Annotated in this window: 26 protein-coding genes; 4 read left to right on the forward strand and 22 right to left on the reverse strand. The window is 37.8% G+C overall.

What is annotated here, in order from left to right; genetic code table 11:
* Positions 1–6 precede the first annotated feature (6 nt).
* The 9 genes from prmC to A3223_RS01770 all read right to left on the reverse strand — a co-directional run bounded on the left by prmC (position 7) and on the right by A3223_RS01770 (position 8,826).
* The gene (gene prmC / locus A3223_RS01730; protein WP_084108275.1) at positions 7–819 is read right to left on the reverse strand and encodes a peptide chain release factor N(5)-glutamine methyltransferase; all 813 of its coding nucleotides are present in this window, start codon (positions 817–819) and stop codon (positions 7–9) included.
* A complete protein-coding gene (locus A3223_RS01735) occupies positions 809–2,011 on the reverse strand; it encodes a M48 family metallopeptidase (protein ID WP_084108277.1) in 1,203 nt (400 codons plus the stop codon). The genes prmC and A3223_RS01735 overlap by 11 nt, the downstream gene beginning before the upstream one ends.
* An 8-nt stretch (positions 2,012–2,019) precedes the next feature.
* The gene (locus tag A3223_RS01740; protein WP_084108279.1) at positions 2,020–3,150 is read right to left on the reverse strand and encodes a hypothetical protein; all 1,131 of its coding nucleotides are present in this window, start codon (positions 3,148–3,150) and stop codon (positions 2,020–2,022) included.
* 5 nt (positions 3,151–3,155) lie between these two features.
* Entirely contained in the window at positions 3,156–4,529 is a 1,374-nt protein-coding gene (locus A3223_RS01745) for a sodium-dependent transporter (protein WP_084108281.1), read from the reverse strand.
* 179 nt (positions 4,530–4,708) lie between these two features.
* Positions 4,709–5,149, reverse strand: coding sequence for a hypothetical protein (locus A3223_RS01750; protein ID WP_084108283.1), 441 nt, complete (start codon positions 5,147–5,149; stop codon positions 4,709–4,711).
* A 106-nt stretch (positions 5,150–5,255) separates the two neighbouring features.
* Complete coding sequence (locus A3223_RS01755) at positions 5,256–6,056, reverse strand: 3'-5' exonuclease (RefSeq protein WP_084108285.1); 801 nt, start codon at positions 6,054–6,056, stop codon at positions 5,256–5,258.
* The gene (gene rpe, locus A3223_RS01760) at positions 6,053–6,700 is read right to left on the reverse strand and encodes a ribulose-phosphate 3-epimerase (RefSeq protein ID WP_084108287.1); all 648 of its coding nucleotides are present in this window, start codon (positions 6,698–6,700) and stop codon (positions 6,053–6,055) included. Before rpe ends, A3223_RS01755 begins: the two co-directional genes overlap by 4 nt.
* A gap of 9 nt (positions 6,701–6,709) precedes the next feature.
* Positions 6,710–8,083, reverse strand: coding sequence for an anti-sigma factor antagonist (locus A3223_RS01765; protein WP_084108289.1), 1,374 nt, complete (start codon positions 8,081–8,083; stop codon positions 6,710–6,712).
* Entirely contained in the window at positions 8,080–8,826 is a 747-nt protein-coding gene (locus A3223_RS01770) for a hypothetical protein (RefSeq protein ID WP_084108292.1), read from the reverse strand. The genes A3223_RS01765 and A3223_RS01770 overlap by 4 nt, the downstream gene beginning before the upstream one ends.
* A 173-nt stretch (positions 8,827–8,999) precedes the next feature.
* Between A3223_RS01770 and rpmB the strand changes: the two genes are divergently transcribed.
* From rpmB to A3223_RS01785, 3 genes are all read left to right on the forward strand, one after another.
* On the forward strand, positions 9,000–9,191 hold the full coding sequence (rpmB, locus tag A3223_RS01775; RefSeq protein WP_021090707.1) for a 50S ribosomal protein L28: 192 nt from the start codon (positions 9,000–9,002) through the stop codon (positions 9,189–9,191).
* A gap of 23 nt (positions 9,192–9,214) precedes the next feature.
* Positions 9,215–10,345 carry a potassium channel family protein gene (locus tag A3223_RS01780; RefSeq protein WP_021090478.1) on the forward strand — a complete coding sequence of 377 codons (1,131 nt, stop codon included), beginning with the start codon at positions 9,215–9,217 and terminating at the stop codon, positions 10,343–10,345.
* A gap of 115 nt (positions 10,346–10,460) precedes the next feature.
* Positions 10,461–10,661, forward strand: a complete 201-nt coding sequence (locus A3223_RS01785; protein ID WP_084108294.1) for a YdcH family protein — start codon at positions 10,461–10,463, stop codon at positions 10,659–10,661.
* Positions 10,662–10,686: 25 nt separating this feature from the next.
* On the opposite strand, the gene epsC is transcribed toward A3223_RS01785, so the two are convergent.
* From epsC to yajC, 13 genes are all read right to left on the reverse strand, one after another.
* On the reverse strand, positions 10,687–11,238 hold the full coding sequence (gene epsC, locus A3223_RS01790; RefSeq protein WP_084108296.1) for a serine O-acetyltransferase EpsC: 552 nt from the start codon (positions 11,236–11,238) through the stop codon (positions 10,687–10,689).
* 4 nt (positions 11,239–11,242) lie between these two features.
* On the reverse strand, positions 11,243–12,148 hold the full coding sequence (cysK, locus tag A3223_RS01795) for a cysteine synthase A (RefSeq protein ID WP_084108298.1): 906 nt from the start codon (positions 12,146–12,148) through the stop codon (positions 11,243–11,245).
* A gap of 118 nt (positions 12,149–12,266) precedes the next feature.
* Entirely contained in the window at positions 12,267–12,935 is a 669-nt protein-coding gene (locus tag A3223_RS01800; protein WP_084108301.1) for an endonuclease III domain-containing protein, read from the reverse strand.
* Entirely contained in the window at positions 12,932–13,696 is a 765-nt protein-coding gene (locus A3223_RS01805) for an ATP-binding protein (protein WP_084108302.1), read from the reverse strand. The genes A3223_RS01800 and A3223_RS01805 overlap by 4 nt, the downstream gene beginning before the upstream one ends.
* Complete coding sequence (gene mfd, locus A3223_RS01810; RefSeq protein ID WP_084108303.1) at positions 13,693–16,638, reverse strand: transcription-repair coupling factor; 2,946 nt, start codon at positions 16,636–16,638, stop codon at positions 13,693–13,695. The genes A3223_RS01805 and mfd overlap by 4 nt, the downstream gene beginning before the upstream one ends.
* Positions 16,619–17,821 (reverse strand): Mur ligase family protein, encoded by a 1,203-nt coding sequence (locus tag A3223_RS01815; RefSeq protein ID WP_084108304.1) that lies wholly within the window; start codon positions 17,819–17,821, stop codon positions 16,619–16,621. Before A3223_RS01815 ends, mfd begins: the two co-directional genes overlap by 20 nt.
* Entirely contained in the window at positions 17,818–19,392 is a 1,575-nt protein-coding gene (locus A3223_RS01820; protein ID WP_084108305.1) for a GGDEF domain-containing protein, read from the reverse strand. Before A3223_RS01820 ends, A3223_RS01815 begins: the two co-directional genes overlap by 4 nt.
* A complete protein-coding gene (gene lptE / locus A3223_RS01825) occupies positions 19,373–19,912 on the reverse strand; it encodes an LPS assembly lipoprotein LptE (protein ID WP_072594887.1) in 540 nt (179 codons plus the stop codon). Before lptE ends, A3223_RS01820 begins: the two co-directional genes overlap by 20 nt.
* 3 nt (positions 19,913–19,915) lie before the next feature.
* Entirely contained in the window at positions 19,916–22,381 is a 2,466-nt protein-coding gene (leuS, locus tag A3223_RS01830; protein WP_084108306.1) for a leucine--tRNA ligase, read from the reverse strand.
* A gap of 8 nt (positions 22,382–22,389) precedes the next feature.
* On the reverse strand, positions 22,390–22,728 hold the full coding sequence (locus tag A3223_RS01835) for a DUF6394 family protein (protein WP_021090699.1): 339 nt from the start codon (positions 22,726–22,728) through the stop codon (positions 22,390–22,392).
* Between the two features lie 9 nt (positions 22,729–22,737).
* Positions 22,738–23,709 (reverse strand): protein translocase subunit SecF, encoded by a 972-nt coding sequence (gene secF / locus A3223_RS01840; protein ID WP_084108307.1) that lies wholly within the window; start codon positions 23,707–23,709, stop codon positions 22,738–22,740.
* A gap of 2 nt (positions 23,710–23,711) precedes the next feature.
* Positions 23,712–25,292 (reverse strand): protein translocase subunit SecD, encoded by a 1,581-nt coding sequence (gene secD / locus A3223_RS01845; protein WP_084108308.1) that lies wholly within the window; start codon positions 25,290–25,292, stop codon positions 23,712–23,714.
* Positions 25,292–25,564, reverse strand: a complete 273-nt coding sequence (gene yajC, locus A3223_RS01850; RefSeq protein ID WP_021090619.1) for a preprotein translocase subunit YajC — start codon at positions 25,562–25,564, stop codon at positions 25,292–25,294. Before yajC ends, secD begins: the two co-directional genes overlap by 1 nt.
* Here yajC and A3223_RS01855 point away from each other — a divergent pair.
* On the forward strand, positions 25,540–26,832 hold the full coding sequence (locus A3223_RS01855; protein WP_180378686.1) for an apolipoprotein N-acyltransferase: 1,293 nt from the start codon (positions 25,540–25,542) through the stop codon (positions 26,830–26,832). The two genes, yajC and A3223_RS01855, sit on opposite strands and share 25 nt — an antisense overlap.
* Positions 26,833–26,871 lie beyond the last annotated feature (39 nt).

Raw genomic sequence — 26,871 nt, forward strand, 5'->3', positions numbered from 1 at the left:
TCTCCTTTATATTTTTAACTTCGCACAAAAGCCTCTATCAAAGCCAGCCAAATCTTTGTAAAAACTATACTCAAAACCATTGGCCTCTAAAAATTTTTGCATACTTGCTTTTTGATCGTATCCCATCTCACAAGCAACGTTTTTGATATTGCGATCTTTGGCTATAAGAATAATGTCTTTTAAGATTTCATCTCCTACTTCGCCTCCAAAGAGTGCACTTTCTGGTTCATTTAACACAAATTTACTAAGTTTATAGCTTCTTGCAATATATGGTGGATTTGAAACCAAAATATCAATATCTTCTAAAATTTCATCCACATAAGAGCAGTTTAAAAATTTGATCCTCCCACCTACATCAAATTTATCTGCATTTTTTTTAGCAAGCATCAAAGCTTTTTCATTGATGTCTGTCGCTACGATATTTGCCTTTGTTTTTAGAGCTAGCATTATACTAATAATTCCGCTTCCTGTGCCTATTTCTGCGATCTTTGGTTCATTATATTCGCGTGAAATTTCTATTACTTTATCCACTAAAATTTCTGTTTCAGGTCTTGGGATCAGCACTCCGCTTTCCACGTAAAAATCAAGCCCATAAAAGCTAGCTTTACCAGTTATATGTTCAAGAGGCTCGTAGTTTTCATACCTTTTAACTAGAGCAAAATAGCCGCTCTCATCAAATTCATTTTTTTGATTTAAAAATATCCATTCAATGCTTACGTCAAGATAGTTCATAAGCAAAATTTTAGCCACTCTGCTTGGATTTTGACAAAGCGGGCTTAGCCTTAAACTAGCCTCTTTAAGAGCCTCTTCAATTTTCATTTTCCAGCTCGTTTATACGCTCAAAGAGGCTTGGATGTGAGTGATAGACGAACGCATAGAGCGGATGAGCCTTCGGGAAGGCCTTGTTTTCGGAGCCTAGCTTTTTTAGCGCGCTTATCATGTCGGCTTTGTTTGAGACGTCGCCTGCGAATTTATCGGCGCCAAATTCGTTTGTACGGCTAAAATACGAGCTAACCGGCGAAAATAAAAATCCGAATATCGGCGAAAAAAGTAGCAAAAACACAATCACTCCGCCGCCTGTCGGACTGAGTCCCAGCGCGTCGTACGCCGCGCCTGGGATATTGCCGAATATTAAAAACATCGCAAAAAGCATAACCGCGCTTAGAGCTATCATTTTTAGGATATCTTTGTGCTTAAAGTGTCCCAGTTCATGCCCCAAAACGGCGATTATCTCATCTAGGCTTAGTTTTTTAACGAGCGTATCGAAAAGCACCACGCGTTTAGTCACGCCAAGGCCACCGAAATAGGCGTTTAAGCGGTTGTCTCGCTTGCTGGCGTCTATCGTAAAAACGCCGCTGCTTTTAAACCCGCACTGCACTAAAAGCCCTTCTATACGGCTTTTTAGCTCGCACTCTTCCAGCGGCTGCATTTTGTTAAAGATAGGTGCAATGAGCGTCGGGTAGATGAGATTTATAACAAGCGCGACCATGAAGCTCAGCAAAAACGCCCAAAACCACCAAAAATCGCCCAAAAATCTAATGCAAAGCAGTACCAGCCACACAAATAGCGTGCCGAAAACCAGCGTTAGCGCGAGCGTTTTAAGCAGATCGAGCGCGAAAATTTTAGGCGTTACGTTTGAAAAGCCGAGCTTTTTATCTTTGACGAAGGTTTCGTAGATATTTAACGGTAGTTCTAACAGCGACGAAACCAGTAAAAATACCATAACCATAAAGACATTATCGCCTATATCTCCCGTTTTGTAGGCATGCCCCGATATCGCGCCAAGCCCCCAGCACGCCCACATCATAAATATCGCGGCGTGATAAAGAAGGCTAACTATCTCAAATTTTTGATTCGTTATCGCTGCGGCGGCGGCGGTTTTGTACTCGCTCTGCGATAAAACGACAGCAGGCTTTTTAGCCTCTGCACGGATAAAGTCTATCTGCAAAATTGCCAGCCACGCCTTTGCGGCAACGTAAAAAAAGTAAATACCTAGTAAAAAATAAAACATATCTTCCCTTAAATTTTATAAAGACTAAAGCAGCCGTAGTCGGTGCGTACGGCCAAAAATTCCTCGCCGTTTATGCGTTCAAATTTCGCCTCGCAGCGCTTCACGACGTGCGAGAGCTCAAAGCTAAGCCGCAAATTTCCGCTTTTTAGATCGAAGATGTGAGTCTTGTCGTAGCTGATTAATGCAAGCCGCGAACCATCCGCGCTAACGCAAAGCTCGTCCGCCTCGGCGCATTCGCCGTGCAGCCACGCAGGCTTAAGCCGTTCGCCGTTTGCAGCGTCAAGGCAAATTAGCTTGCCTGCGTAGCGCTCTTTGCCCAGCACCGAGCCGTCCGCTAAAAAGCAAATTTTATCAAAAATACCGAAATCGCCTTTTATCTCGTTTAAAATTTCGCCGTTTAGCGTGCTTAAAATTTTGATCTCGTTTTGCTTACAATGAAGCGCAAGCTGCGTGCCGTCATCTCTAATCGCAGCACAAAGGATTGGCGTATAGCTTTTCATTTCGGATCTGTATTCGCTAAGAGGTGAAATCTCGCCGCCACGAAAAGTAAAAATTTGACCGAGCATCGCAAACACCGCCGTATCTTTCGCATTGCAAACAAAACTCGTAAATTCTTTGCTATTTTTAAAGCTCAACCATTGAGAGAGATCGCTAAATTCGCCGCTTGCGGGATCAAATTTAAAGATAAGATGATCCAGATCCAAAAGCAAAACCTCGCCCGCGCACTCAGCCTGCCATGCAAGTGGCTTTGGTAGGACGATCTGTTGTTTTACGGCGCCGCTCGCGTCCAGCCTGATGAGAAAATCATCCAGCGCGCCGCCCTCTTTGTAGCCGCCGCATTTATATACGAAAAGCTCGCCTTCCGCACCCGCAAAGGCTAGTGCGCCCGTGTATCCGCCGCCGATATAGACGTGCAAACTCGCCTCGCCCGCTTTTGCGCCCGCGTTTTGCAGAACGTAGCCCTTTTTTAGGCTCTCCCACTCCTTTTTTACGCAGGCTTTTTGCGCCTCGTCTATGCTAGCAAACTCCTTTTGCGTCTGCCTCGTTTTGCTGTTTTTGAAGCTCTCGCTAACTAAAATTTGACCCTCTACGCGTAAATTTAGGTGGTCGCCGCTAGCTAAATTTATGAGATTTTTCATCGAATTTACTTTAAAAAATTATCGTAAAACGAGCTGATAAAAAGCACCAAAATGATAAACGGCACGACGAATTTAATATACCAAAACCAGACATTTATTAGTTTTGCATGCTTTTCACTACCTTGCAAAATTTCTTTTTTTGCATCATCTTTTAGCACCCAGCCTACGAATATTGCACAACCAAATGATGTAAATACAAAAAATATCGTTGCGCTTATTGCATCATATGCATCAAAAATATTCTTACCAAAAATGCTTACATGGCTTAGTATATTTGTGGCCATCAGCGAAGGTAAATTTCCTAAAATAAATATACCGCCAAGGACTAAAAATATTGCTTTTTTACGTTTTATCTTAAATTTTTCTTGAAGTGTCGTGATTATTACTTCATATATTGGTAGTGATGTCGTAAGTGCAGCGATCATTAAAAGTGTAAAAAATGCGACCGCGAAAAAACCACCAAATGGCATGTGAGAAAAAACGATCGGCAGGCTCTTAAACACGAGGCTTGGACCACTATCTGGCGATACACCATAGCTAAAAAGAGAAGGGAAGATCATAAAGCCTGCAAGCACAGCGATTACCGTATTTAAAATGCCTGTAATGATAGAAATTTTAACCAAACCCTCATCCTTTTTCACAAAGCTAGAAAGAGTGATCATCACACCAAATCCAAGCGAGAGCGCAAAAAATACCTGCCCCAAAACATCAACAAAAAGCTTTAAGTTTATCTTTGAAAAGTTAGGTGTCAAGTAAAATTTCACACCTTCTATTGCACCATCAAGAGTGATATTTTTAGCGATCATAATAAGCATTAAAATAAAAAGTAGCGGCATTAAAAATTTCGCTGATCGCTCGATACCGCCGACCGCACCTTGCACCAAAATAGCGTAATTAACTAGCACAAAAACAAGTGTCGCAAAGCTGATAGAAAGTGGATTGCTTACGATATTTTGCTCATAAAACGCACTTGTCTCCTCAAAACTAACCACATGTGAGAGATCAAGCAAACCAAATGAAATTTGGGCGATATAGTTTAGCACCCAGCCGCCAATAACCATATAGTAAGCCATAATACCAAATGCACCAACAAGCCCCATCCAGCCAACGATCTGCCACTTTTTACTGATCTTTTTACCATTTATCGATCCGCCAAAAGCATCCACGGCGTTGCATTTTAGGCGTCTGCCGATCGCGTTTTCGGCTAAAATCATCGGTATGCCAATCACGATCATCGCGATGCAAAACACGAGTACGTAGGCACCACCGCCGTTTTGCCCGACTAAATATGGAAAACGCCACGTCGCACCAAAGCCAACCGTAGCTCCTGCAACAGCTAAAATATATGTGAGCCTTGAACTCCAAGATTTTCTATCCATCTTTTTGCCTTTGTGAAAAATAGGGATTATATAAAAAAATTGATTAAATTTTGCTAGCAACAAGCGATGTTAGGATGCAAGCCCGGTTTTTTGTTAATTTTAAGAATTTTTACGAATAATTTTTCTTTCACGTTTTGTTTTTATGGACAATTTTAGACAACTGCTTAAAAATAAATTTATTAGTGCAAAACACCAAATTCCACATATCCATCCATCGCAATGAATAATATCCAGCCCTCCTTGGGACTACAAAAATAGTGATGCTCTGGGATATTTTCAACTATAAATTTTAAAAAATCGTAAAAATCCTCAGGCTCAAATTTAATCTCTATATTTGTTAAGTTGTCGCCGATGTAGTTTATATCGCCACTTAAAATTTTACTTTTGATGCTTAGATTTGAGCTGAGGAATTTTTTAATGTCTGCAAAATTTTTATATTCAGCCGTTTTGTAATCTTTTAAATTTTGCAAAACTGGCTTTGAGCCAATGAAGGTAAAATTTTGCTCTATAAATTTCGCCCCATCGTTACTCACGCACCACTTATTGCTAAAATTTGATAAAAAAGCGAGTATCTCATCGTCAGCTGAGATAAAATTTGAAACTAAATTTTTCTGGCTCATTTGCCTCCTTTTTTGTAAAATTTAGCAAACTGCCCACAATCCTTTAAAAACAAAGATCGCATAAAAATTAATGATTAAATTTAGGATTATGGATAATTTTTTACCGCTAATTCGCACACAAAACTGGTTCAGGTTTTAGCTTCACACTTGGAGCTGTTTTGCTAAAGCTTATGAGATCCTCTGTAGTTTGGATACTAAAAGGTAGGCGTGTGAGGCAGACTTTAAAAATTTCAGCTGCTGCTATTGCGTCATTTAACGCTCTGTGGTGGGTATTGTTTATGCCAAGAAGCTCTTTTAGCGAGCCAAGTCCGTATTTTTGCGAAGCGATAGTGCGACGACTAAGATCGATGGTACAAAGCTTTCTATTTAGCAACATGCCAAGGCCGATCTCATTTAGGCTATGAGAGATAAATCCGTAGTCAAAATTTACGTTGTGCGCGATAAATACGCTAGTCCCTAGAAAAATTTTAAACCGCTCAAGCACATTTAGTAAATTTGGAGCGCCAACTAGATCGCTCGCCTTTATGCCAGTTAGCTCGGTGATATTTTCAGGCACCACAGGAGCTGCCACAAAGCTTTCAAAGCGCCCTATTTCGGTGCCATTTTTCATTTTTATTGCACCGATTTCAATGATCTGTCCGCTTGTAGTGCCACCAGTTGTTTCGATATCAACCACGCAAAATTCCTGCTCACTAATATCTCTAAATCTTGTGCCAAGCTCGATCTCATTCTCTTCATTTCTGGTGATATCAAGCCCAAGGGTTCGCCACATATCAAGGTCGCGCACGTCAATGAGTGATGAAATTTCTTCAATATCGCTAAATCTTAAAATAAACTCATGATAGCTTAAATTTTGCCTAGCTAAAATTTCAATGCTATTTTCTAAACGCTGTTTTTTTGGTTTCAAAACTCAAGCTTTATGGCGCGGATGGCTTGTTCGTAAGAATTTGACGAGAAGATGTAGTTGCCAGCCACCAAGATATCAGCTCCGGCTTCTTCAAGATCAGGCGCATTTAGTCCGTTTACGCCGCCATCTACTTCGATCAGACACTTAGCGTTTTTTCGTTCTATCAGCTCTCTTAGTGTCCTTGTTTTTTCAAGCACGACTGGCATAAATTTCTGACCGCCAAAGCCAGGATTTACACTCATTAAAAGCACCATATCGACTTCATCAACGATATGCTCGATCGCACTAACTGGCGTATGCGGATTTAGCACGATGCCAGGGCCAACGCCATTTTTTCTGATGTGATCGATGAGCCTTAATGGATGCTTCTCTTCTTCAATGTGAAAGGTTAGAAATTTTGGCTTTAACGGCAAGAAAAGGTCAGCAAAAAATGAGTTATTTTCAACCATCAAATGTATATCAAGTGGCTTTGTGGCTACCTTTGCAACGGCATTTACCACGACTGGTCCGATAGTTAAATTTGGCACAAAATGTCCATCCATAACATCAACATGCACCAGATCACACCCAGCCTCGCAAATGGCTCTTATCTCAGCTGCCAAATTTCCAAAATCAGCCGATAAAATACTAGGTGCAACGTACATTTCTTCTCCTTACTTGGTTACAAATACAAAGCCTATTTCGTCATCTTTTACATCTAGTCTGTTCATGATGCCTACACTATTGTGATCGAAAAAAACATCATCGGATAAAATTTTAGGCAAACTAACTTTTACTTTTATGCCTTTTTGCCAAAGATGAGTCAAAAATTTATCTGTAATGATACTAAAAATTTGAGAATATCCACTTAAATAATCATTTGAATCATTGCCTTCAGGCATAAAAATAGAGCAAATTTTGTCTAACTTATCTTTTTTTACTCCAAATAGTACTCTTGCGTAAATATCACCATAATACTGAACACAAATACGTAAATAATCGCACTCATTCTCCATATCAAGCGCACTAACTTTGGTATCAACGCACAAAATTTCTTCTTCTGCTAACTGTGAGATAATTTTGCTCGCAATTTGCGTCACATAAGATGAAATTTGAACAACACTCTTGTTGATATCTACTGGCTCCGCATCAAAGTCTCTTTTTTTAAGATAAAAAATAGTGTCGTCTTTGTAAAAGTCATTTAAATTTTTATAGATAAATATATTTGCATCTTTAAGGTATGTTACTAATTCAATAGATAAATTTGATTCGTTTATGCCACAAAGCGAAATAAATGCACCTGATCTTTTGCTAATGCTAGCAAGTTTGATTAGAAATTTTGCACCCCTTATATTTAAAGCACCAGAAATATTTACCCATAAAATAAAAAATTTATATCCGATTTTTAGCATAATGTCATGAGCTGACATATCAAAATCTTCAATAAAATCTGAGTCCATAAAACTTTTTATAGCATAAACAACGACACCATCTTTTATAAAAGTATCTATCTGATTTTGTCTTAATCTCACATGATTTAGCTGTGATACTGCATAACTATATAAATTCTTTTTTTTATTAAACTCGGTTGCATCTCTAGCCTCAACCACATCAAATGAGCGATTTTTAAGATAATTAGCTAAATAGTGCTTGTACTGCTCAGTTGAGTTATAAATGAAAACTTTGTCATTTGCATTGTTTAGAAATTTATTTAAAAACAAGCTTGCGATATTTTCACTTTCAAACATTGAAATATTTAAAATATTCTTAACTGTTTTCATCATCAATTCATAAAAAATTTCATTGTAATCGCAAATCGCAAATACTACCCCATGCTTTTGTGCTTCTTCGCTTAAATTTTCAATTATTCTACCAAGCCAAACAGGACTAAAAAATGTAACATTTTTTAGTGAGAGCAGTATAGCGCTGATATCGCGTGATAAAATTTGGTTTATGTATTTTTCACTTAATTTTAATGGAACATTCTCTGCTTCCAAAAAACCAAAAGGCCTTATAATAGCCATTGAGCCATTAAAAGTTAATTTCATTTTTGTAGAGCTTTTTTAATAAATATAATGGTTTGCATCTCTGGATAAACATTGATATCTAAAATTTTATCAACTCCAAAATCATAAAATTCAGGCCTACTGGACTCATAAGAGAGCAAAATCTCAAAAAAACAAAGCATCTCTTTATCAATCTTGCTTAATGATTGTTTGTTCATATTCATCGCTTTTAAAAAAATATCCCAAAGACTAAAGCCATATTTTTTTTGCAAAATTTTATTATAGCTTACGTCAGAATACAAAATAACATCTGACATGCAAGATGGATATTTTGAAAACAAATTCTCACACACTATAATACAGGCCATAGAATACGGAGCAAGCGATAAATAGTTATAGTGCTTTTCTTTAAAAGAATTTAATATCTTTAGCCAATCTGATAAAATTTTAGCATTAAGCTCGATTAAATCGACGATTTTAAAATTAAATACCTTATAAATTTTTGGGGATTTTAAAAATATAAAATAAGAAAGCACTATCGCTCTAAAAGTATCAATGCCAAGCATATTTGCTATTACTACCAAATCGTTGCCATCATAAGGAATATCAAATTTTGCACGCTTAAAAATGGAGCTAAAATAAGTTTTAAAAGACGCTATATTTTGTAAAGTAGCAACTGCCTCAGTTACATTACCAGCTAACAAAAAGTGCTCGACCTTTTCAAAAAGAGTTGGCATCTGTAAAACAAAATCAACATTTTTTTCGATCAACTCTTTACTAAGCATTTTGTATCACTCAAGATTTCTAAATATTTTTGCTATTTATAATTATAGGCAAAGGTGTTATTTTATCTAGATTATTAATAAAAATCAATTCTTTTAAAAAAGAATCTATTTAAGCATTACTTTTGTTTGTTTTAGATAAAATCAGCAGAAATTTTTGTTTATAAGGAAAAAAAATGTCAAAAAGATGTGCGATAACAGGCAAAGGACCGATGATAGGCAACAATGTGAGCCACGCTAACAATAAAACCAAAAGAAGATTCTTGCCAAATCTTAGAACGATTCGTGTTACACTAGAAGATGGTACTACAAGAAAGATAAAAGTTGCTGCTTCTACTCTAAGAACGATGAAAAAACAATCAAACTAAGAATATAAGATGAAGAGGAATTTATGTCTTTTCTCTCAAGACTTTTAAAATTCCTCAACTGGTCAAACTCTACAAAACCAGAAATAAGCCTAGATACTGAGCTTTACGAACAATTAAAACCTTTTAGATTTCCACTAATTTCAGTCGTATTACTGTTACTTTTTGGAACATTAGGTTATGTCTTAATAGATAATTTCTCGCTAATAGATGCCTTTTACCAAGCTGGTATGACTTTTACAACAGTTGGTTTTACCGAAGTTGCTCCAATAACTCCAAAGGGCAGAATTTTTACTATCACATTTATACTTATTGGTTTTATTATATTTACACTATCGATTGGTATTGTGGTTGAGGTTTTAAAAAGAGGTACATTAATTAGCATTTTAAAGGAACGACGCATGCTTTATAGGATCGCAAGACTAAAAAATCACTTCGTTATTTGTTATCACAATCTATACACAATCGAACTTAGTGCTCAATTTCGCGAAAATCATATACCTTTTGTAGTGGTCGATGATAGAGAAGATATTGCAGAGCTAGCTCAAATTTATAAATATCCATATTTCATAAAAGCTCAGCCACACACGCAAATTGCCTTTTTAAAAACACATCTATCAAGTGCAAAAGGTCTTATAACTCTTAGCTCAAATATTGCTGATAACATCGCCCTTATAGCATCTGTAAGACTTTATGAAAAAGAGATAGGTCGCAGAAAGCCTTATCATATCATCACAAATGCAGAGACAGAAGACGATACGCAAAGATTAAAAAAATTAGGTGCTGACAATGTGGTAAGTCCATCTCGCTTAGTCGCACAGCGGTTAAGTGCCATGAGCGTAAGGCCGGATATGGAAAATTTATTAGAGCAGTTTTTGTATACAAAAAATTCACCTATCGATATAGAAGAAATTCTTGTGCCTGATTACTCTTGGATAAGATTTAAAAGATTAAAAGAGACTCATCTACGAAATATTACAAATGCGGACATAGTAGGCATTAGAGATATAAATAATAATTTTGTACCAATGCCAAATGGTGACACATTAGTAGGAACAGGATCAAAGCTTTTAGTCATCGGTACCGTTGATGGAATACGTCTAACCAAGCGTGTTGTAAAAAGCAAACATAAACCTGAAGAATTTAAATACGTATAAAATAAATTTTTCTACTCACTCTTTTTAAAAATTTAAGCAATGGCTTGGCGCCTTTTTTATATCCAAGCATTTACAAAGTCTTGATAAAATTTCTCAAATTTTTATAGGAGCCGATATGTTACATGAATATACAGACCTTATAAATGAGCTAAAGAAAACCGATGCTCGTTTTGCTACTCTTTGCAAAAAACATGATGAGCTAAATAAAAAAATAGACGACAACCTAGCAAAACCATCTGAAATTGATAATTTAAAGAAAGAGAAGTTAAAACTAAAAGACGAAATTTATGCTCAAATTTTAAAGCATAAAAAGTAAGAATAAATTTATCTAATCTTTAAGATTAGATAATAAATTCTGGCTCAAATTTTGTCCCATTTACTCGAACTATTCTCGCTGGTATACCAACGACTGTCGCGTTTGCTGGGACATTTTTTAACACGACTGAATTTGCACCGATCTTAGCATTTTCGCCGATCGTTATGGCGCCTAGTATCTTTGAGCCAGCTGCGATAGTCACACCATTTTTTATAGTCGGGTGCCTTTTGCCACACTCTTTTCCAGTGCCTCCAAGCGTTACTTGATGATACATCATTACATCATCACCTATCTCAGCCGTCTCACCAATAACCACGCCCATGCCGTGATCTATAAAAAATCTCTTACCGATCTTTGCTCCAGGGTGGATCTCGATGCCTGTTAAAAATCTTGCAATTTGCGAGATAAGCCTAGCTAGAAAAAAATGCTCTTTTTTATATAGAAAATGAGAAATTTTATGAAACAAAACCGCATGAACACCAGGAGTGTTTATAAGTATTGCCAAAAAGCAACACTTATGTACCGATGGGTCTTTTTCACGAACAGTTTGAACTAGCTCCTTTAGACTCTCCCACATATTTTTATGCTCCGTAAAGCTCTGTGCTTAAGTATCTTTCGCCATTATCTGGAGCTATGAAAAGTACTTTTTTGCCAGCGCCAAGTCTTTTAGCTACTCTTTTTGCAGCCACGTAAGCAGCACCACCACTTATACCTATCATGAGTCCATCACTTTTAGCGATTGCTCTAGCTGCGTTTAGCGCATCATCGTTGGTTACTTTTTCTACTTCACTAACTAGGCTCATATTCATAGTATTTGGTAAAAATCCGGCTCCAATGCCTTGAATTTTATGCGGTCCTGGGTTACCACCACTTAAAACCGGCGATGCTTCAGGCTCAACTGCGATGATCTTAGTATCATAGCCCTTTTCTTTTAAAATTTTTGCTACGCCACTTATTGTGCCACCTGTACCAACGCCAGCTACAAAGGCATCAAGCTTACTAAAATCAGCCACAATTTCAGCTGCTGTTGTTAGTTCGTGAGCTTGTGGGTTATACTTGTTTTCAAACTGGCTTAGCATTATATGATTTGGCTGAGCTGCTAGCTCTGTAGCTCTTGCGATCGCTGCTTTCATACCACCAGACGCAGGAGTAAGCTCAAGCTGTGCGCCATAAGCAGCCACTATTTTGCGTCTTTCGATACTCATGCTCTCTGGCATGCAAAGTATCACTTTAAAACCAAGTGCAGCACCGCACATCGCTACACCAATGCCAGTATTTCCGCTCGTTGGCTCAACGATAGTATCACCCTCTTTTAGCGTACCGTCAGCTAGCATTTTAGTTATCATATTAAATGCGATCCTATCTTTTACAGAGCCACCTGGGTTAAAAAACTCTAATTTTACATAAATTTCGGCTTCATCAGCACCTGTTTTTATCTTTACAATAGGTGTATTACCAATCGTTTTAACGATGTTATCGTAAATCATCACTCCTCCTAAATTAAATAAGATAAATTTTGTGTAAATTTAGCACAGAATTTTAAAATAGATTATAAAAAGCCCCAATCTTTGGCAAATTTATAAAGAGTTGTTACATATTAGTAGTTTAATTTTTAATGCTACTTAATATTTTTTGACCATTTTGGCTTAAAGTTTTACCTTTGAAATTCTCTTTACAAAACTCCAAAATAAGAGCGTGGTAGAGTTTTAAAATTTCAACCTCATCAAATTTCTCGCTATCAAGAAATTTATAAATTTCATCATAATCAAGCGAACTAAACCACTCAGCAGCCTCGTCGTAGCTCTCAAAAGTATAGTCAAAATATGCCATTATCCTAAGTGCGTAAGCATCAACGACTATGTAAGGTTTACCGCAAGCATAAGCAAGTATCGCATCACAAGTCTCGGCTCCAACACCTTTTACGCTTATGAGCCACTCACGACTTACATTTTCTTTGAAATTTTCAAAGTCGTCAAACTCGTTTCTTATGGCTTGGCAAAGCGTCTTTAGCCGTTTAGCCTTTGTGTTATAAAAGCCACTTGGCTTTATGAGCGTAGCAAGCTCGCTGTTTTCAAGCTCGCAAATGCCTTGTAGGCTATCTTTGTTTGCTTTTTTTAGATTATCTAGCGCTTTTTCTACGTTTTTCCAGTTGGTATTTTGCACTAAAATAGCGCCCAAAACAACCTCAAAAGTGCCCTCACCTGGCCACTTTAGCTCGTCTAAATTTTTGTTTTTGTGATTAAACAAGGTTAAAAATAGATCGGTTGAAGTCATTTTAAATTTTCTTTAAAAGTTAGATAAAACTGCTTTGCTGTCCTACCACTTCTACTAGCTCTTAGCGTGGCAAAATTTTTAGCAAGCGTATGAAGCTCCTTTTTGTCACCTGCGTAGTCTTTGAAGTAAAAATCAACCATTTTTAGATACTCGTCGTAGTTGCCTTGATAAAAGCTGATCCAAAGGCCAAAGCGATCTGAGAGAGAAATTTTCTCCTGAGCTGCGTCGTTGTAGTGAATTTCTCCGTCAATTAGCTCTGAGTTTTCATTTTCACTTTTAAACTCACTTATTAGATGTCTACGATTTGATGTAGCGTATAAAAGGACGTTTTTTGGTGGCTTTTGGATAGAGCCATCCATGATAGGTTTTAGAAATTTATACTCATTGCTGCCATTTTCAAAGCTTAGATCATCGCAGAAAATGATAAATTTAAACTCACTCTTTCTGATCTCATCGATGATGTCGCCAAGATATTTTAGATCCTCGCAGCCGATCTCAATGATGCGAAGTCCAGCTTTATAAAATTTAGTAAAAATAGCCCTTACAAGGCTTGACTTGCCACATCCTCTCTCACCCCAAAGAAGCACGTGATTTGCATCTTTACCTTCTATAAAATTTAGAGTATTTTTTAGCAAAATTTCTTTTTGTTTCTCTAGCCCATAAAGTGAGTCGATATCTACAAAATCAATATCATCAACTGGTTTTAGCATGCCTTTTGTGCTTCTGTAAATTGCTGCATACTTCACGCCCCAATCTATCACTTCTTATCCTTTCTTAGATAGACCAAAATTTCAGCCAAAACATCGTCATCGTCCTTGCTGCGTGACTTTAGCCTGATTTTCTCATCATCATTTTTTGTTATTAATATATTTTGCTCGCTGTTTGAGATCGTTTTTATACCAGCTTTTAGAGCTAAAATTTTAATGATGATGACATCTAAAAACTGCTTTGTAAACGTATCTATCTTGCCAAATCTATCCTCAAGCTCGCTTTGTATCTCATAGACCTCACCCACTTCTTTGCACTTGCTAAGACGCCTGTAAATCTCAAGCCTTAGCCTATCTTCTCTTATAAATTCTTGATTTAAAAAGGCGCTCACACTAAGCTTTAGATCGATCTTGTCAAGCTTTGCGGAGTCTTGATTAAGAAGCTTATTTATCTCATCTTCTAGCATCTTTAGATATAGCGAGTAGCCAATAGCCTCGATGTGTCCACTTTGCGCCTCGCCAATGATGTTACCACCACCTCTTATCTCAAGGTCGTGATAGGCAAGCACTGAGCCAGCGCCCAAAAATGAGTTGCCCTCGAGTGCCACAAGTCGTTTTAGCGCGTCTTTACTAATAGCATCTTTATCTTCCACCAAAAAGTAGCAGTAGGCCTGCTTGTCGCTTCTACCCACGCGTCCGCGCAGCTGGTGCAGGTCAGCCATGCCAAATTTATTAGCATTTTCTACGATTATTGTGTTTGCATTTGGCAAGTGGATGCCGCTTTCAACGATGCTAGTACAAAGCAGCAAGTCGTACTCGCCCCGCTCAAATTTCATCATCTCATCTTCAGTAACTTTCGCATTTACCTTTGAGTGAAGTATCAAAATTCTAAGCTTTGGCAAAATTTTTCTTAGATCATTTGCTGTCTGCTCTATGTCTGCGATGTGGTTGTGGATGTAAAAAGTCTGCCCACCACGTCTTAGCTCACGCATGATCGCCTCTTTGACGACCTTTTCGTCCCACTCTCTCACACTTGTTCTCACATCCAGCCTCGAGCTTGGCGGAGTGGCCAAAATACTATATGTTTTTATCTTACTAAGCGCCATATTTAGGCTTCTTGGTATCGGCGTGGCGCTCATGCTTAAGATGTGTGAGTGCTGAGAAATTTCTTTTAGTTGCTCTTTTTGCTTAACGCCAAATTTATGCTCTTCATCAACGACGATCAGACCTAAATTTTCAGCCTTTACGCCAAGAAGCGCATGCGTTCCCACGCAAACTATGGGCTCATTTTCTTTTAGCGCTTTTTGCAGGCTTGCCTTCTCTTTGGCACTTGAGAAGCGATCCAGTCTAAAGACATTTATGTCAAATTTGCTAAATCTCTGGCTTAGCGTCTTGTAGTGCTGCGAGCTAAGAAGCGTCGTTGGCACGAAGAAAAACGCGCTAAAGCCTGATTTTATGCAGGTAAATATAGCATTCATCGCAACTTCGGTCTTGCCAAAGCCCACGTCGCCACTAAGCAGCCTATCCATCACCTTGCCGCTTTTTAGCTCATCTTTTATATCATTTACCGCCTTTTGCTGATCATTCGTGTATGAAAAGCCAGCGTCTTGGACAAAATTTAGATAAGAGATATCCTCTTTTTGCAAAATTTTGCCTGCGATCAGCTCTCTTTTTGCCGCCATTGCTACAATCTTTGAAGCGATCGCGAAGAGTTTTTCTCTAACCTTCTCTTTTATCTTGGCAAAATTTGCCTTACCCAAGCGATCAAGCACCGCCATAGAGCCATTTTGTGCAATGTAGCGGTCTATCAGATTTAGATGCTCAACTGGCAAAAGAAGCTTGTCGTCATTTTGGTAGGCGATAACCACAAATTCCTTTGTCGCGCCCAAAACCTTGATCTTTTCAAGCCCTAGAAAACGACCTATACCATAATCTTCATGCACGACGTAGTCATTTATTTTTAGCTCGTCCACCACGAGACTTGAGCGTTTTACTCGCCTTTTTTTCTCAAATTTATTAAGTGATACTACAGTCTTATCACTTGAGGTTAAATTTACTACAAGGGGCGAAATTTCAAGCTTTACGTTGGCAAAGCCGTCAAGCTCATAGCCCTTAAAAAGCCCTTCATTTCTTGAAAGAACGGTTATGCTTTTGCTCTTATTTAGCTCAAAAAAGTCAAAATTTAAAGTAACCTCAAGATCTTTATAAACCTTTGGCTCGGGTAAAATTTCAATACCCTTAAATTTATCTTCAGGCACATCATAAATTTCAAAATCGATCTTTTTAACAAGCTTTGAGTCAAATTCTTTTAAATAGTCACTAAAGCTATCTATCGCCCAAAATCCAAGCGAATTTAGATCGCTCACCAAAGCATCGCTTTGCATATCCTCGATCTTTTGGCTAACTTTTTCAAACTCATCTTTGCTCAAATTTGCGATAAATGGCACGATCTCAGCTTCACTTAGCTCAGCTTTATTGCTAATTTGCGTGGCGGTGTTATAATTTCTAATGCTCTCCACCTCATCGCCAAAGAGTAAAATTCTAACTGGATCGTCCATATTTACGCCGTAAATGTCAATGACTTCGCCACGAATGCTAAACTCGCCAACGCTCTCAACGATATCAACGCACTCGTAACCAAAGCGTATGAGCAAGTCGGCAAATTCGCTTAAATTTAGATTATCTTTTAGCTTGATCGTTGAGCTCTCTAAATTTTTTTGCGTTGGAAGTGGGTTTAAAAGCGTGCTAAATGGGCTTATGATGATCTTTTTGCCATCAAATTTATAGTATTTGCTAAGAACGGATGAAATTTCAAAGAGCTCTTCGTTAAAGCTTCTTAGATCATCACCCTTTTTAGCTCTGAAATCAGGTAGTTTAAATGCGTTAAAGCCAGCAAAACTAGCCGCATCAGCGCAAAGTGCCGCCTCTTTATCATCTTCGCAGATGAGAATTTGTGGGGCGTGCGTTAAAAGATACTCATAGACCCTTGCTTGCATAGTACTCTTTTAAGAAGGCTTCAACTAGATGAAATGAGCCAAAGGCTAGATAAATTTTGCCGTTTTTTGCCTCTTTTATATCGTTCATATCGCTTGGCTCAAACTCTCTATGTGAAATTTCAAGCTCATTTAGCGCTTTATTTATGAGCTCTCCGCCAAGCTCCCTGCCCTCGCAGTGGTAGTGATAAAGCAGCACATCCTCGACAACTGGCTTTAAAGCTGCCAAAACCGCCTTGAAATCTTTATCTAAAAATGAGTTATAAACTAGTGTTAGCTTCTTGTCACTAAACTCTTTAGAGCTAAATTTCTTAGCCACAGCCTTAGCACCAAGCTCGTTGTGACCGACATCAGCGTATAAATTTGAGGCAATCTTTTCACATCTACCTCGAAGCGTAAGAGTACCAAGCTTTTTTATGTCTATGCTGTTATCTAAAATTTTAGCTGCGGCGTAGGCTAGAGTTAAATTTGATCTTAAAAACTCTGGCAGATTAAATTTCTCTGCGTAGTTTGTGATCTCGTTTAAATTTTCTTTGGTTAAAATTTCTCTTGGGAAGCTCAAAATTGCGCTCCTCTCGCTTGCGATCTCTTTTGCGATAGCAACGCTTATCTCGTTCATCTCATCATTTAAAATAGCTCTTTTGCCCATAGCTTCAAATTTCGTGCGTGAAATTTCTTCTAAGCTATCCCCAAGAACTACCGTATGATCAAGTCCGATGGGCGTAAAAATACTTAACTCTTTTTCAAAGACATTTGTCGCATCAAGCACACCACCCATGCCAGCCTCGCAGACAAAATAATCGCAACCCTCAAAAAGCACAGCTGAAAGCAATGTCATATACTCGAAATAACTCGTTTTTATCTTGTACTCGTCGCTTAAAAGTCCTTGCAAACGCTCGTGAGCTACCTCTAAAATTTTATCACTAGCGACCTCACCATTTAGCCAAAATCGCTCGTTAAATTTAAATATATGAGGGCTCGTGTAGTGCCCTACTTTTGCGCCATTTTGGCTTAAAATTTGTGCTAAAAAGCGGCCAGTGCTACCTTTGCCATTTGTGCCTATTATGTGAATAATCTTAAATGGCTTTATGTGCTCTTTTATAGTCGCATACGCTCTAATAATCCTACCATAATCAATCTCTTTGTAGTAAAGTGGTTTGCCATCAAGAAATTTAGCTAGGCTCATTTTTCCTCGATTATCTTTGGCATTACTTGATTTCTACCATTTTCTTTTGAGAGATAAAGCATCTTATCAGCAGCCTCAAGTGTCATCGTCTCACTTAAATTTGCACTTCTTGTCGCTATGCCGGAGCTTATAGTAACCTTGATACGCTCATTTTTATAAATAAATTTGAAATTTTCTATCATACTTCTTAGCTTATCCCCAAATTTAACACTATCTTTTAAGCCAGTGCTTGGAAGTAAGATTACAAATTCTTCACCGCCATATCTACCAACGAAATCAACCTTTCTAGCGTTTTTCTTAAGTACTTGAGCTACCGCTGAAAGAATAACATCTCCAGCCTCATGCCCATAAGTATCGTTTATGCTTTTGAAAAAGTCAATATCAACAAAGCAGATAGAATAATCAGTCCCATAGCGTTTATATGCCTCTTCAATGCGTTGAATCTCGTTCATCAAAGCACGCTTAGTAGATACTTTTGTCAAAAAGTCTTCTTTGCTCTCCAGCTTGGCTTCCTCAAGCTCTTTTTCAAGGCTGTTCACTCTATTTTGAAGCTCTAAGATAGTAGCTTGCCTATTGTGCATCTCGATACCAAGCTCTTTGCTCTCGATCTCCAAAGCACCAGCGATCTCAATAAGCATGCTTCTTACTTGATCGATACTATTTGTATTTAAATTTACATTTTTTAGATCATTTTTGATGCTTTTAACTTTATCAGAACTACTTTGTGAGCTAACTGCAATATCAGAAATTCTCTCGCTTATATTTTGCAAGACATTATTTAGCGAACCAACTTTTTCTATGATCTCCGTTCTATCTTCTTCTATTCTGCGATCAACAAATGCCTTTACCTTTTCTTGAAATTCTTTGCTATTTAAGGTTTTAGGATTTTGCTTCAAAGTACTTCTTATCGTACTAAGCTCTTCATCAAGATCCTTTGTAATAGAAGGTTCAAGAGTAAGACTTAAAAGCTGAATCAAAACATCCTCTTCGCCATTTTCGTCTTTTTGTGTAAGAAATTTCTCGAGTTCAGAACTCATTGTCTTTAAATCATCAAAATTTCTAACACCATAATATTTCAAAAATTCTAAAAATTCAGTGTCGTACGAACTAACAAAGTCAAACCATCTAAGGCACATGTCTTCAAGATTTTTCTCATCATATCTTCTAGCAAGTAGCTGCATACTTTGCTCTGCTAGGCTTTTTGCATCTTTATTGTGAAGCATTGAGATAGCTTGGAGAATTCTTCTAGCAAATGCATTTAGTGACTGTAATTTTTTATCGTCAGTCGCAAGTCCCGCTCCTTGTTGAGCGCCTCTAGAGAGCCTGGCAGTCATAAAAGCGACAAACTCATCGACCGTCTTTATATGAAGGCTTAGGGCTTGATTTTTATATTCATCACCAAGTCTTGAGATATATTTTTCTATCTTTTTACTCTCTTCTGTCGTAAAGCCATGTTTTTTAGAAATTTCATTATAGACTTCAGTGTAATTCTCTGGCGTTAGCATCAAATGACGATCTTTGATCTCATTTAAGGCTTCCTTGACTATTTGACTAACGGTTACTGCTGCCATTTCTATATCCTTTTACCGCTAAACTTGCGATATACTCATCAAAGGCCTCTTTTGATGCCTCTTTGATAGCTTCGTATTTTTGAGTATCACTAAGAACGCTATCAGCAAATCTTACATCTTTTTGACGTCTTGCGACACTAAAGTCATACTCGCCAGTGGCTGGAATATCAACTACGCTACCATCTTTAAATTTAGTCTTATAATTTAAGCTTAAATGTGCCTTATATGACGTAATGTAGCCAAACTCATCATAAATAATTGCTTCGTAATTTAAATCTTTTACCGAAATAATTATCGAAGTATCAGCACTCTCTTTGCTTGATAAATTTTTATTTAGCCTTGCGACCATGCCCTCTTTTACAGCATCCTTTATCCAAACACTATTTTTCGGCTCTTCTTTGCTGATAATCACATCAACGTAAATTTTATCACCTACTAGATCATGTGTGATCTTTGAAACCGGCTTATAACCACACCCGCAGATAAATATCGCAATAAAAAACGCTAAAAAATATCTCAAAATTTATCCTTTAATGACAAAATTTACTAATTTGCCTTTTATGTAAATCTCTTTTAAAATTTCTTTTCCTTCAAGCCATTTAGCCACATTTTGCTTAGCTAGCTTTAAAATTTCACCCTCGCTCTCGCTTGCTGCCACTTCAAACTCGGCTCTTTTTTTGCCATTTACCGTAACTGCAAGAGCGATGCTATCTTTTACAAAAACCTCTTCTTTCATTTCAAGCTTTGTAAAATTCTTACGGCCAAATAACTCTTCGCTAAGCTCATTTGCGATATGCGGCACGATAGGTTCTAGTAAATTTAAGATAATAAAAAAGCCTTCAGCATTTACATCTTCGTTATCTTGCGCATTTATGGCGTTTAACGCCTCCATGCAAGCAGCGATTAATGTGTTAAAAGCAAATGTGTCACCAAAAACCTCGGTTGATTTTTTAAGCGCTTCATAAATTTTTAGCCTTGCAAATTTCTCATCTTTGTTTAGACTTTCATGGTCTATCTGAGGCAGTTCGTCTATCTTTTTGATAGTTTGTGCCTTCTCCCAAAGCCTATTTAAAAATCTAAATGCACCCTCAACTGCGCTGTCATTCCACTCAAGCTCTTTTTGAGGAGGCGCTGCAAAAAGGATAAAAAGCCTTGCTGTATCGGCACCATATTTATTAATAATATCATCAGGATCTACGACATTGCCCTTACTTTTGCTCATCTTTTTGCCATCTTTTAAGACCATGCCTTGAGTTAGCAAATTTTCAAATGGCTCGTCATCTCTTAGATAGCCTAGATCTCTTAAGACCTTTTGGAAAAATCTAGCATACAAAAGGTGCAAAATCGCATGCTCGATGCCGCCGATATACTGATCTACATTCATCCAGTAATTCACGCTCTTTTCATCAAGCGCTTTTTGTTCCCACATCTTCTCATCGCTTGCAAATCTAGCAAAATACCAGCTACTCTCCACAAACGTATCCATCGTATCAGTCTCTCTAATCGCATCTTTACCACATTTTGGACACTTTGTAAATTTCCAAGTTGGGTGTTTATCTAAAGGATTGCCCTCGCCTGTGATCTCGACATCTTCAGGTAGCGCGATAGGTAAATTTTCCTCTTTTTCAGGCACTACGCCGCAGCATTTGCAGTGCACGACAGGTATTGGCGCACCCCAGTATCTTTGACGAGAAATTCCCCAGTCTCTTAGTTTGTAGTTTGTGATCCTTTTGCCTAAACCATCTTTTTCAAATTTTTCTATTATGAAATTTTTAGCTTCTTCTGAAGCAAATCCATTTATAAGCTCAGAATTTATAGAAATTCCATACTCCGAATATGCTTTAGAGCCATCATTCTCACCTTCAAGCGGCTTTACAACTGGTTTTATAGGAAGATTAAATTTACTTGCAAACTCGAAGTCTCTTTGATCATGTGCAGGGACAGCCATAATAGCGCCACTGCCGTAGTCAGCTAAGATAAAATTTGCAACCCAAACTGGGATTTTTTCATTGGTAAGTGGATGAACGACATAAATTCCTAAAAATTCTCCATCTTTTTCGCTCGCTTGACGCTCTCTTGGGCTTTGATTTAGGATTGTTTTTATCTTTATCTTTTTGTTTTCATCAATTTTATCACTCTCAAGCAACGCTTTTACAATAGGATGTTCAGGTGCAAGGGCTGTGTAGCTAACGCCGTAAATCGTATCAGCTCTTGTAGTAAACACCTCAAAGCCGTCAAATTTACCACCCAAAGCCTCTTTTGAAGCCTCATCAAGATAAAATTTAAACTCCAAGCCATAGCTTCTGCCGATCCAGTTTTCTTGCATTGTGATTACTTGATTTGGCCATTTGCCTTCAAGAAGTTTTAGATCATCAAGTAGCTCGCTAGCGTATTTTGTGATGTTAAAGTAATATCCTGGAAGCTCTTTTTGCACCACTTCATTACCACATCTCCAGCATTTACCATCCTCTACCTGCTCATTTGCAAGCACGGTTTGATCGTATTCGCACCAATTTATAATTGCATTTTTTCTATAAACAAGCCCTTTTTCAAACATCTTTATAAAAAAGCTTTGCTCCCACTTAGTGTAAAGTGGATCAGACGTGGCTAAAATTCTCTTTTTAGAAAATGAAAAACCAAGGCTTGCAAGCTCCTTTTTCATATAGTCGATGTTTTCGTAAGTCCAAATTTTAGGGTGAATTTTATGTTTTATGGCTGCATTTTCAGCTGGCATGCCAAAACTATCAAAGCCAATAGGATGAAGCACGTTGTAACCACTTTTTCTATATGATCTAGCAAGTGCATCACCGATAGAGTAGTTTCTTACATGCCCCATATGTATGCGTCCACTTGGATAAGGAAACATACTTAGGATATATTTTTTCGGCAAGCTTAGATCGTCTTTTGGTTCAAATTCTTCATTTTTATCCCAAATCTCTTGCCATTTTTTTTCTATCTTTAAAGGCTCATATTTTCTCTTTTCAGCCATTTTTTCTCCTAAAATTCTTCTTGAGCTTTACTTGATTCTATTAAAACCAAGGCTAGTGAAAATATATTTGCAATGACTGCGCCAATAGCCAACGAATAGCTAAGTGTTATATTTTCAGAGACTTGCAAAATAACAAAAGCTGGTATAAGGTGCAAATCAGCAACCAGCGAGCTTGCAAAAAGCTCAGCTGAGAGTAAATTTTTAACACCGATCTTAAGTAGCGTTGAAACCAAATTTATACTAGCTGCCACAAAAAGTGCAATCTCGTTTTTATCATATAAAAATTCTGCCGTAGTCGTAAGACTCATCAATGCAAAAAATATGTAGATAACTTTTCCCCAGTTCATTATCCCTCCTTACACAACGCCTTTCTCAAACATAGCACGCTCTTTTTCGCGCTCTTTTTTTATCTTTTGCTTTTCAGTCTCTCTACTTCTAAAATGCTCGATGCTAAATTTAAACCAGATAAGAAACGGCGAAGAGATGTAGATCGAACTGATAGTTCCTATGACAATACCAACGATAAGAATAAATGAAAATCCATGTATCATATCTCCACCAAATAAAAATAACACAAGAACTGTCATCATCGTAGTGGCTGAAGTTAGGATAGTTCTTGAAAGTGTGGCTGAGACTGACTCATTGATAACGCCCTCGATGTCAGTTCGCTTGCTCTCTTTGATACCTTCTCTTATCCTATCAAAGATAATAATCGTATCATTTAGAGAGTAGCCAAGCACCGTTAAAACAGCAGCTAATGTGTCCAAATTTACATCGATATCAAATAGCGAAATAGCACCGACAGTTATAACTATATCGTGAATTTCAGTTGCGATCGCAGCAAGTGCGAAACGCCACTCAAATCTAAACGTGATGTAGATTAATATGCCAATTAGTGAAATTCCAAGAGCCATCAAGCCTTTTTCTCTAAGCTCATCACCAACCTTTGGTCCAACGATATCAACACGTCTTACTTCAAAATTTCCAGTATCTTTTAAAATTTGCTTTATCTCAGTACCGATATCACCAGTTAAATTTGAGCTTGAACCTGAAAATCTAATAACAGCTTCATCTTCGCTTCCAAATTCAGTAACAGAGGCGTTTTTAAGCACTTCATTTGTGCCAAAAGCGTCGCGGATTTTATCAAGTGGCGCTTTTGTGTCGTATTTGAGCTGAATAAGCGTACCGCCAGAGAAATCAATGCCGTAGTTTAACCCCTTTGTAGCAAGTAAAACAATAGAGCCAACAAATAAAAATATAGAAAATGCTAGTGAAGCAAATCTAAAACGCATAAAATCATAAACTTTTGCTTTAGTAAAAATTTGCATCATTAGCTCCTTTTATAACCAAACCAAAGTCTGGTATTTCCACTTTTTTCTATCTTATCCATAGCAGCATCAAACATACCGTGAGTGCCAAGTATAGCTGTTAGCATCGAAGCCATGATACCTATTGCCATTGTTACTGCAAAGCCTTTAACTGGACCGGTACCATAAGCATAAAGCACAGCAACTGTGATGATAGTAGTTAAGTTTGAGTCAATAATCGCGCTCATGGCGTGCTCATAACCCTTTTGCACAGCTGTTCTTATCGCTACACCTTCACGCAAAAGCTCACGTATACGCTCATTTATGATGACGTTTGCATCAACAGCCATACCGATCGTTAGCACAATACCAGCCATACCAGGTAAAGTAAGCGTTGCTCCAAAAAGCGCCATGACAGCAACTAATATAACGACGTCTGCAACTAGTGCAATATTTGCAAAAACTCCAGAAATTCCATAATAAACTAGCATAAATAACACGACTAAGATAGATCCAGCAGCAAGTGCTACCATGCTTTGGTTAATACTCTCTTGTCCCAAAGATGGGCCAACGCTTCTTTTTTCTAGCATCTTAACAGGGGCTAAAAGTGCACCACTTCTAAGGGCAATAGCTACGTCGTGAGCCTCATCAAGGGTAAAGCCGCCGCTGATCTGACCGCTGCCACCACCTATTCTTTCATTTATAACAGGAGCTGAATAAACCTTCCCATCAAGCACAATAGCAAGCCTTTTTCCGACATTTGCACCAGTAAAATCACCAAAAATTCTAGCGCCCTCTGAGTTGAGAGTGAAATTTATGATCGGTAGGTTGTTTTGCTGAGAAAATGCGACTTTTGCATCAGTTAGCATCGAGCCGTCAAGCACTGGGATATTTTTAACGACGTATTTCACGCGGTCATTTTTAGCATCTTTAAAGATCACATCGCCGTAGCTCTCAGCTTCAGCCTCGCTCATTGTATTAGCCTGATCTTGTCTTTTATCATCAACTGCCATAAGCTGCAAGTGAGCAGCCCTTGCTATGAGATCTCTCGCTCTTTGTTCATCCTCTTCAGTCTTTATACCAGGAAGCTCAACTAGGATATTATCTTTGCCTTGTCTGGCAACAGTTGGCTCAGCTAGACCAAACTGATCGAGTCTATTTCTGATAGTTTCAACAGCTTGCGAGATCGCATATTCGATCGTATCCACTCTTTCTTGTTCTGTTAAAGATATGCTGTAATTTAAACCATCTTTTTTGATATCAAGTCCCTTTATCTCAGCTAGTGCTTTATCTACTTTTGGAGCTTCGTCGCCATCAAGGAGAGTAAAGTCAATGTTCTCTTCTTTAATCTTAAATTTATCAATTAACACATCTTCTTTTTTAGCATAATAATTTATACTTCCAGCTATTGATTTTATTTTTGAGTGAATAGCTTCGCTCGTTTCAACACCAAGCAGCATATGAAGGCCACCTTGAAGATCAAGGCCAAGTGAAATTTTAGCTCCACTTTGTGTTTGAAAAAAAGATGGCACCGAAAAGCCAAAACCAAAAATCAAGGCTAATATTAAGATAACTAGCCTATATGTGACTCTTGCGTTACGCATTATTTATCTTCGATCTTTTTAGCTACAAACTCGCGTGCTATACGAACGATTACATCATCGTTAAGTTTAACTTTGATAAAATCATTTTCGGCTTTAATCACTTCGCAGATAAGTCCGCCATTAGTTATTATCTTATCACCTTTATCAAGAGCTGCGAGCATTGCTGCATGGGCTTTTTGTTGTTTTTGTTGAGGTCTAATAACCAAAAAGTAAAATATGGCGAAAAGCACAACAAGAGGTAGTAATGATGTTAAAAAATCAGCGTTTTGCATGGATTTCCTTATTTGTAAGATTTTTAAATGGGCATTTTAGCACTAAAATTATAATAAAAGCCTTTGTCGGTGCTTTTTTGCTTTCCAACTTTATTTTTTTAAGCCTCTTCGAGAATTTGCTCTTAAATTTTATCTCGCCGTTTCTAACTTTGACTGGAATTTACATCATCATAAATTTAAGCAGAGCTGGTTTTTTCGTGACTGGATTTTTCACAGGAATTTTATGGTTTTATTGGATCAGCTTTAGTTTTATCTACTATGATTTGATCTGGCTTATACCTTTTGTTATCCTCTTTGTAGCCATTGTTTACGGATTTATGTTTTGGGTAGCCTCTTTTCCCAGTTTTGTCGTGCTAAGAGCTGTTTTACTATTTTTAGTAAGTTATATTCACCCATTTGGCTTTAACTGGTTTAATCTCGAAGCCACACTTGTTTTGGGTGTTTTTGAGCCAAGCACAAGAGGGCTTATATTTATATTTTTAGCAGCCATTTTTTTAAGCCTAAAGGGTAAAATTTTAAAATTTATCCTAGCTTTTATCTGCCTCATCGCCGCTTTACAGTTTAAAAGTAGCGAGGCAAAAACCTTGCCATTTGACGTGGAGCTAATAAACACCGATGTCGCTCAAAGGGTGCGCTGGGATAAAAGCTTACGCATGAAATTTACAAATGAAAATTTAGACATGATAAATAACGCCATAGCCGAGCAAAAACGCCTTATCGTCCTTCCGGAGAGCGCGTTTCCATTATTTATGACAAATGAGCCGCTGCTCGTTGATGAGCTAAAAGAGCTTTCAAAAAAGATAACCATCGTAGCTGGTGCGCTTGCCTATGAAAATAAGCAAATTTATAACTCCGCCTTTTTGTTTCAAGATGGCACTCTTAGGCGAATGGATAAGAAATTTTTAGTACCATTTGGCGAAGAAATTCCTTTGCCAAAATTTATGCAAGATGCAGTAAATAAGCTATTTTTTGGCGGAGCTAGCGACTTTAAAAAGGCTGAAAATTTTAGTGACTATGAGATAGATGGAGTTAAAATCAGAAACACCATCTGCTACGAGGCGACAAGAGAGGAGCTTTATAAGGGCGAATTTGACGTGGTTGTAGCTATCACAAACAACGGCTGGTTTGTACCAAGTAGCGAACCTGTGCTTCAAAGGCTATTAATAAAACACCTTGCCACAAAATATAATAAAGCGGTCTATCACAGCGTAAATGGCTCAAAAAGCGAGATCATAAAGCCTAAAAAAGCGTTTTGGGATGAGTTTTGAAAAGAAATTTAAAGTGGCTTTTGAATAAAGCCACTTTTT

It is taken from the genome of Campylobacter concisus, assembly GCF_002092855.1.
In the GTDB taxonomy this organism is placed as follows: domain Bacteria; phylum Campylobacterota; class Campylobacteria; order Campylobacterales; family Campylobacteraceae; genus Campylobacter_A; species Campylobacter_A concisus_AI.

What these genes read in the sequence shown, in the direction of transcription:
- prmC (WP_084108275.1), bottom strand. Translation starts at nt 819, where the DNA reads ATGAAAATTGAAGAGGCTCTTAAAGAGGCTAGTTTAAGGCTAAGCCCG.
- A3223_RS01735 (WP_084108277.1), bottom strand. Translation starts at nt 2,011, where the DNA reads ATGTTTTATTTTTTACTAGGTATTTACTTTTTTTACGTTGCCGCAAAG.
- A3223_RS01740 (WP_084108279.1), bottom strand. Translation starts at nt 3,150, where the DNA reads ATGAAAAATCTCATAAATTTAGCTAGCGGCGACCACCTAAATTTACGC.
- A3223_RS01745 (WP_084108281.1), bottom strand. Translation starts at nt 4,529, where the DNA reads ATGGATAGAAAATCTTGGAGTTCAAGGCTCACATATATTTTAGCTGTT.
- A3223_RS01750 (WP_084108283.1), bottom strand. Translation starts at nt 5,149, where the DNA reads ATGAGCCAGAAAAATTTAGTTTCAAATTTTATCTCAGCTGACGATGAG.
- rpe (WP_084108287.1), bottom strand. Translation starts at nt 6,700, where the DNA reads ATGTACGTTGCACCTAGTATTTTATCGGCTGATTTTGGAAATTTGGCA.
- A3223_RS01765 (WP_084108289.1), bottom strand. Translation starts at nt 8,083, where the DNA reads ATGAAATTAACTTTTAATGGCTCAATGGCTATTATAAGGCCTTTTGGT.
- A3223_RS01770 (WP_084108292.1), bottom strand. Translation starts at nt 8,826, where the DNA reads ATGCTTAGTAAAGAGTTGATCGAAAAAAATGTTGATTTTGTTTTACAG.
- rpmB (WP_021090707.1), top strand. Translation starts at nt 9,000, where the DNA reads ATGTCAAAAAGATGTGCGATAACAGGCAAAGGACCGATGATAGGCAAC.
- A3223_RS01780 (WP_021090478.1), top strand. Translation starts at nt 9,215, where the DNA reads ATGTCTTTTCTCTCAAGACTTTTAAAATTCCTCAACTGGTCAAACTCT.
- A3223_RS01785 (WP_084108294.1), top strand. Translation starts at nt 10,461, where the DNA reads ATGTTACATGAATATACAGACCTTATAAATGAGCTAAAGAAAACCGAT.
- epsC (WP_084108296.1), bottom strand. Translation starts at nt 11,238, where the DNA reads ATGTGGGAGAGTCTAAAGGAGCTAGTTCAAACTGTTCGTGAAAAAGAC.
- cysK (WP_084108298.1), bottom strand. Translation starts at nt 12,148, where the DNA reads ATGATTTACGATAACATCGTTAAAACGATTGGTAATACACCTATTGTA.
- A3223_RS01800 (WP_084108301.1), bottom strand. Translation starts at nt 12,935, where the DNA reads ATGACTTCAACCGATCTATTTTTAACCTTGTTTAATCACAAAAACAAA.
- mfd (WP_084108303.1), bottom strand. Translation starts at nt 16,638, where the DNA reads ATGCAAGCAAGGGTCTATGAGTATCTTTTAACGCACGCCCCACAAATT.
- A3223_RS01815 (WP_084108304.1), bottom strand. Translation starts at nt 17,821, where the DNA reads ATGAGCCTAGCTAAATTTCTTGATGGCAAACCACTTTACTACAAAGAG.
- A3223_RS01820 (WP_084108305.1), bottom strand. Translation starts at nt 19,392, where the DNA reads ATGGCAGCAGTAACCGTTAGTCAAATAGTCAAGGAAGCCTTAAATGAG.
- leuS (WP_084108306.1), bottom strand. Translation starts at nt 22,381, where the DNA reads ATGGCTGAAAAGAGAAAATATGAGCCTTTAAAGATAGAAAAAAAATGG.
- A3223_RS01835 (WP_021090699.1), bottom strand. Translation starts at nt 22,728, where the DNA reads ATGAACTGGGGAAAAGTTATCTACATATTTTTTGCATTGATGAGTCTT.
- secF (WP_084108307.1), bottom strand. Translation starts at nt 23,709, where the DNA reads ATGCAAATTTTTACTAAAGCAAAAGTTTATGATTTTATGCGTTTTAGA.
- secD (WP_084108308.1), bottom strand. Translation starts at nt 25,292, where the DNA reads ATGCGTAACGCAAGAGTCACATATAGGCTAGTTATCTTAATATTAGCC.
- A3223_RS01855 (WP_180378686.1), top strand. Translation starts at nt 25,540, where the DNA reads ATGTTAAAAAATCAGCGTTTTGCATGGATTTCCTTATTTGTAAGATTT.
- yajC (WP_021090619.1), bottom strand. Translation starts at nt 25,564, where the DNA reads ATGCAAAACGCTGATTTTTTAACATCATTACTACCTCTTGTTGTGCTT.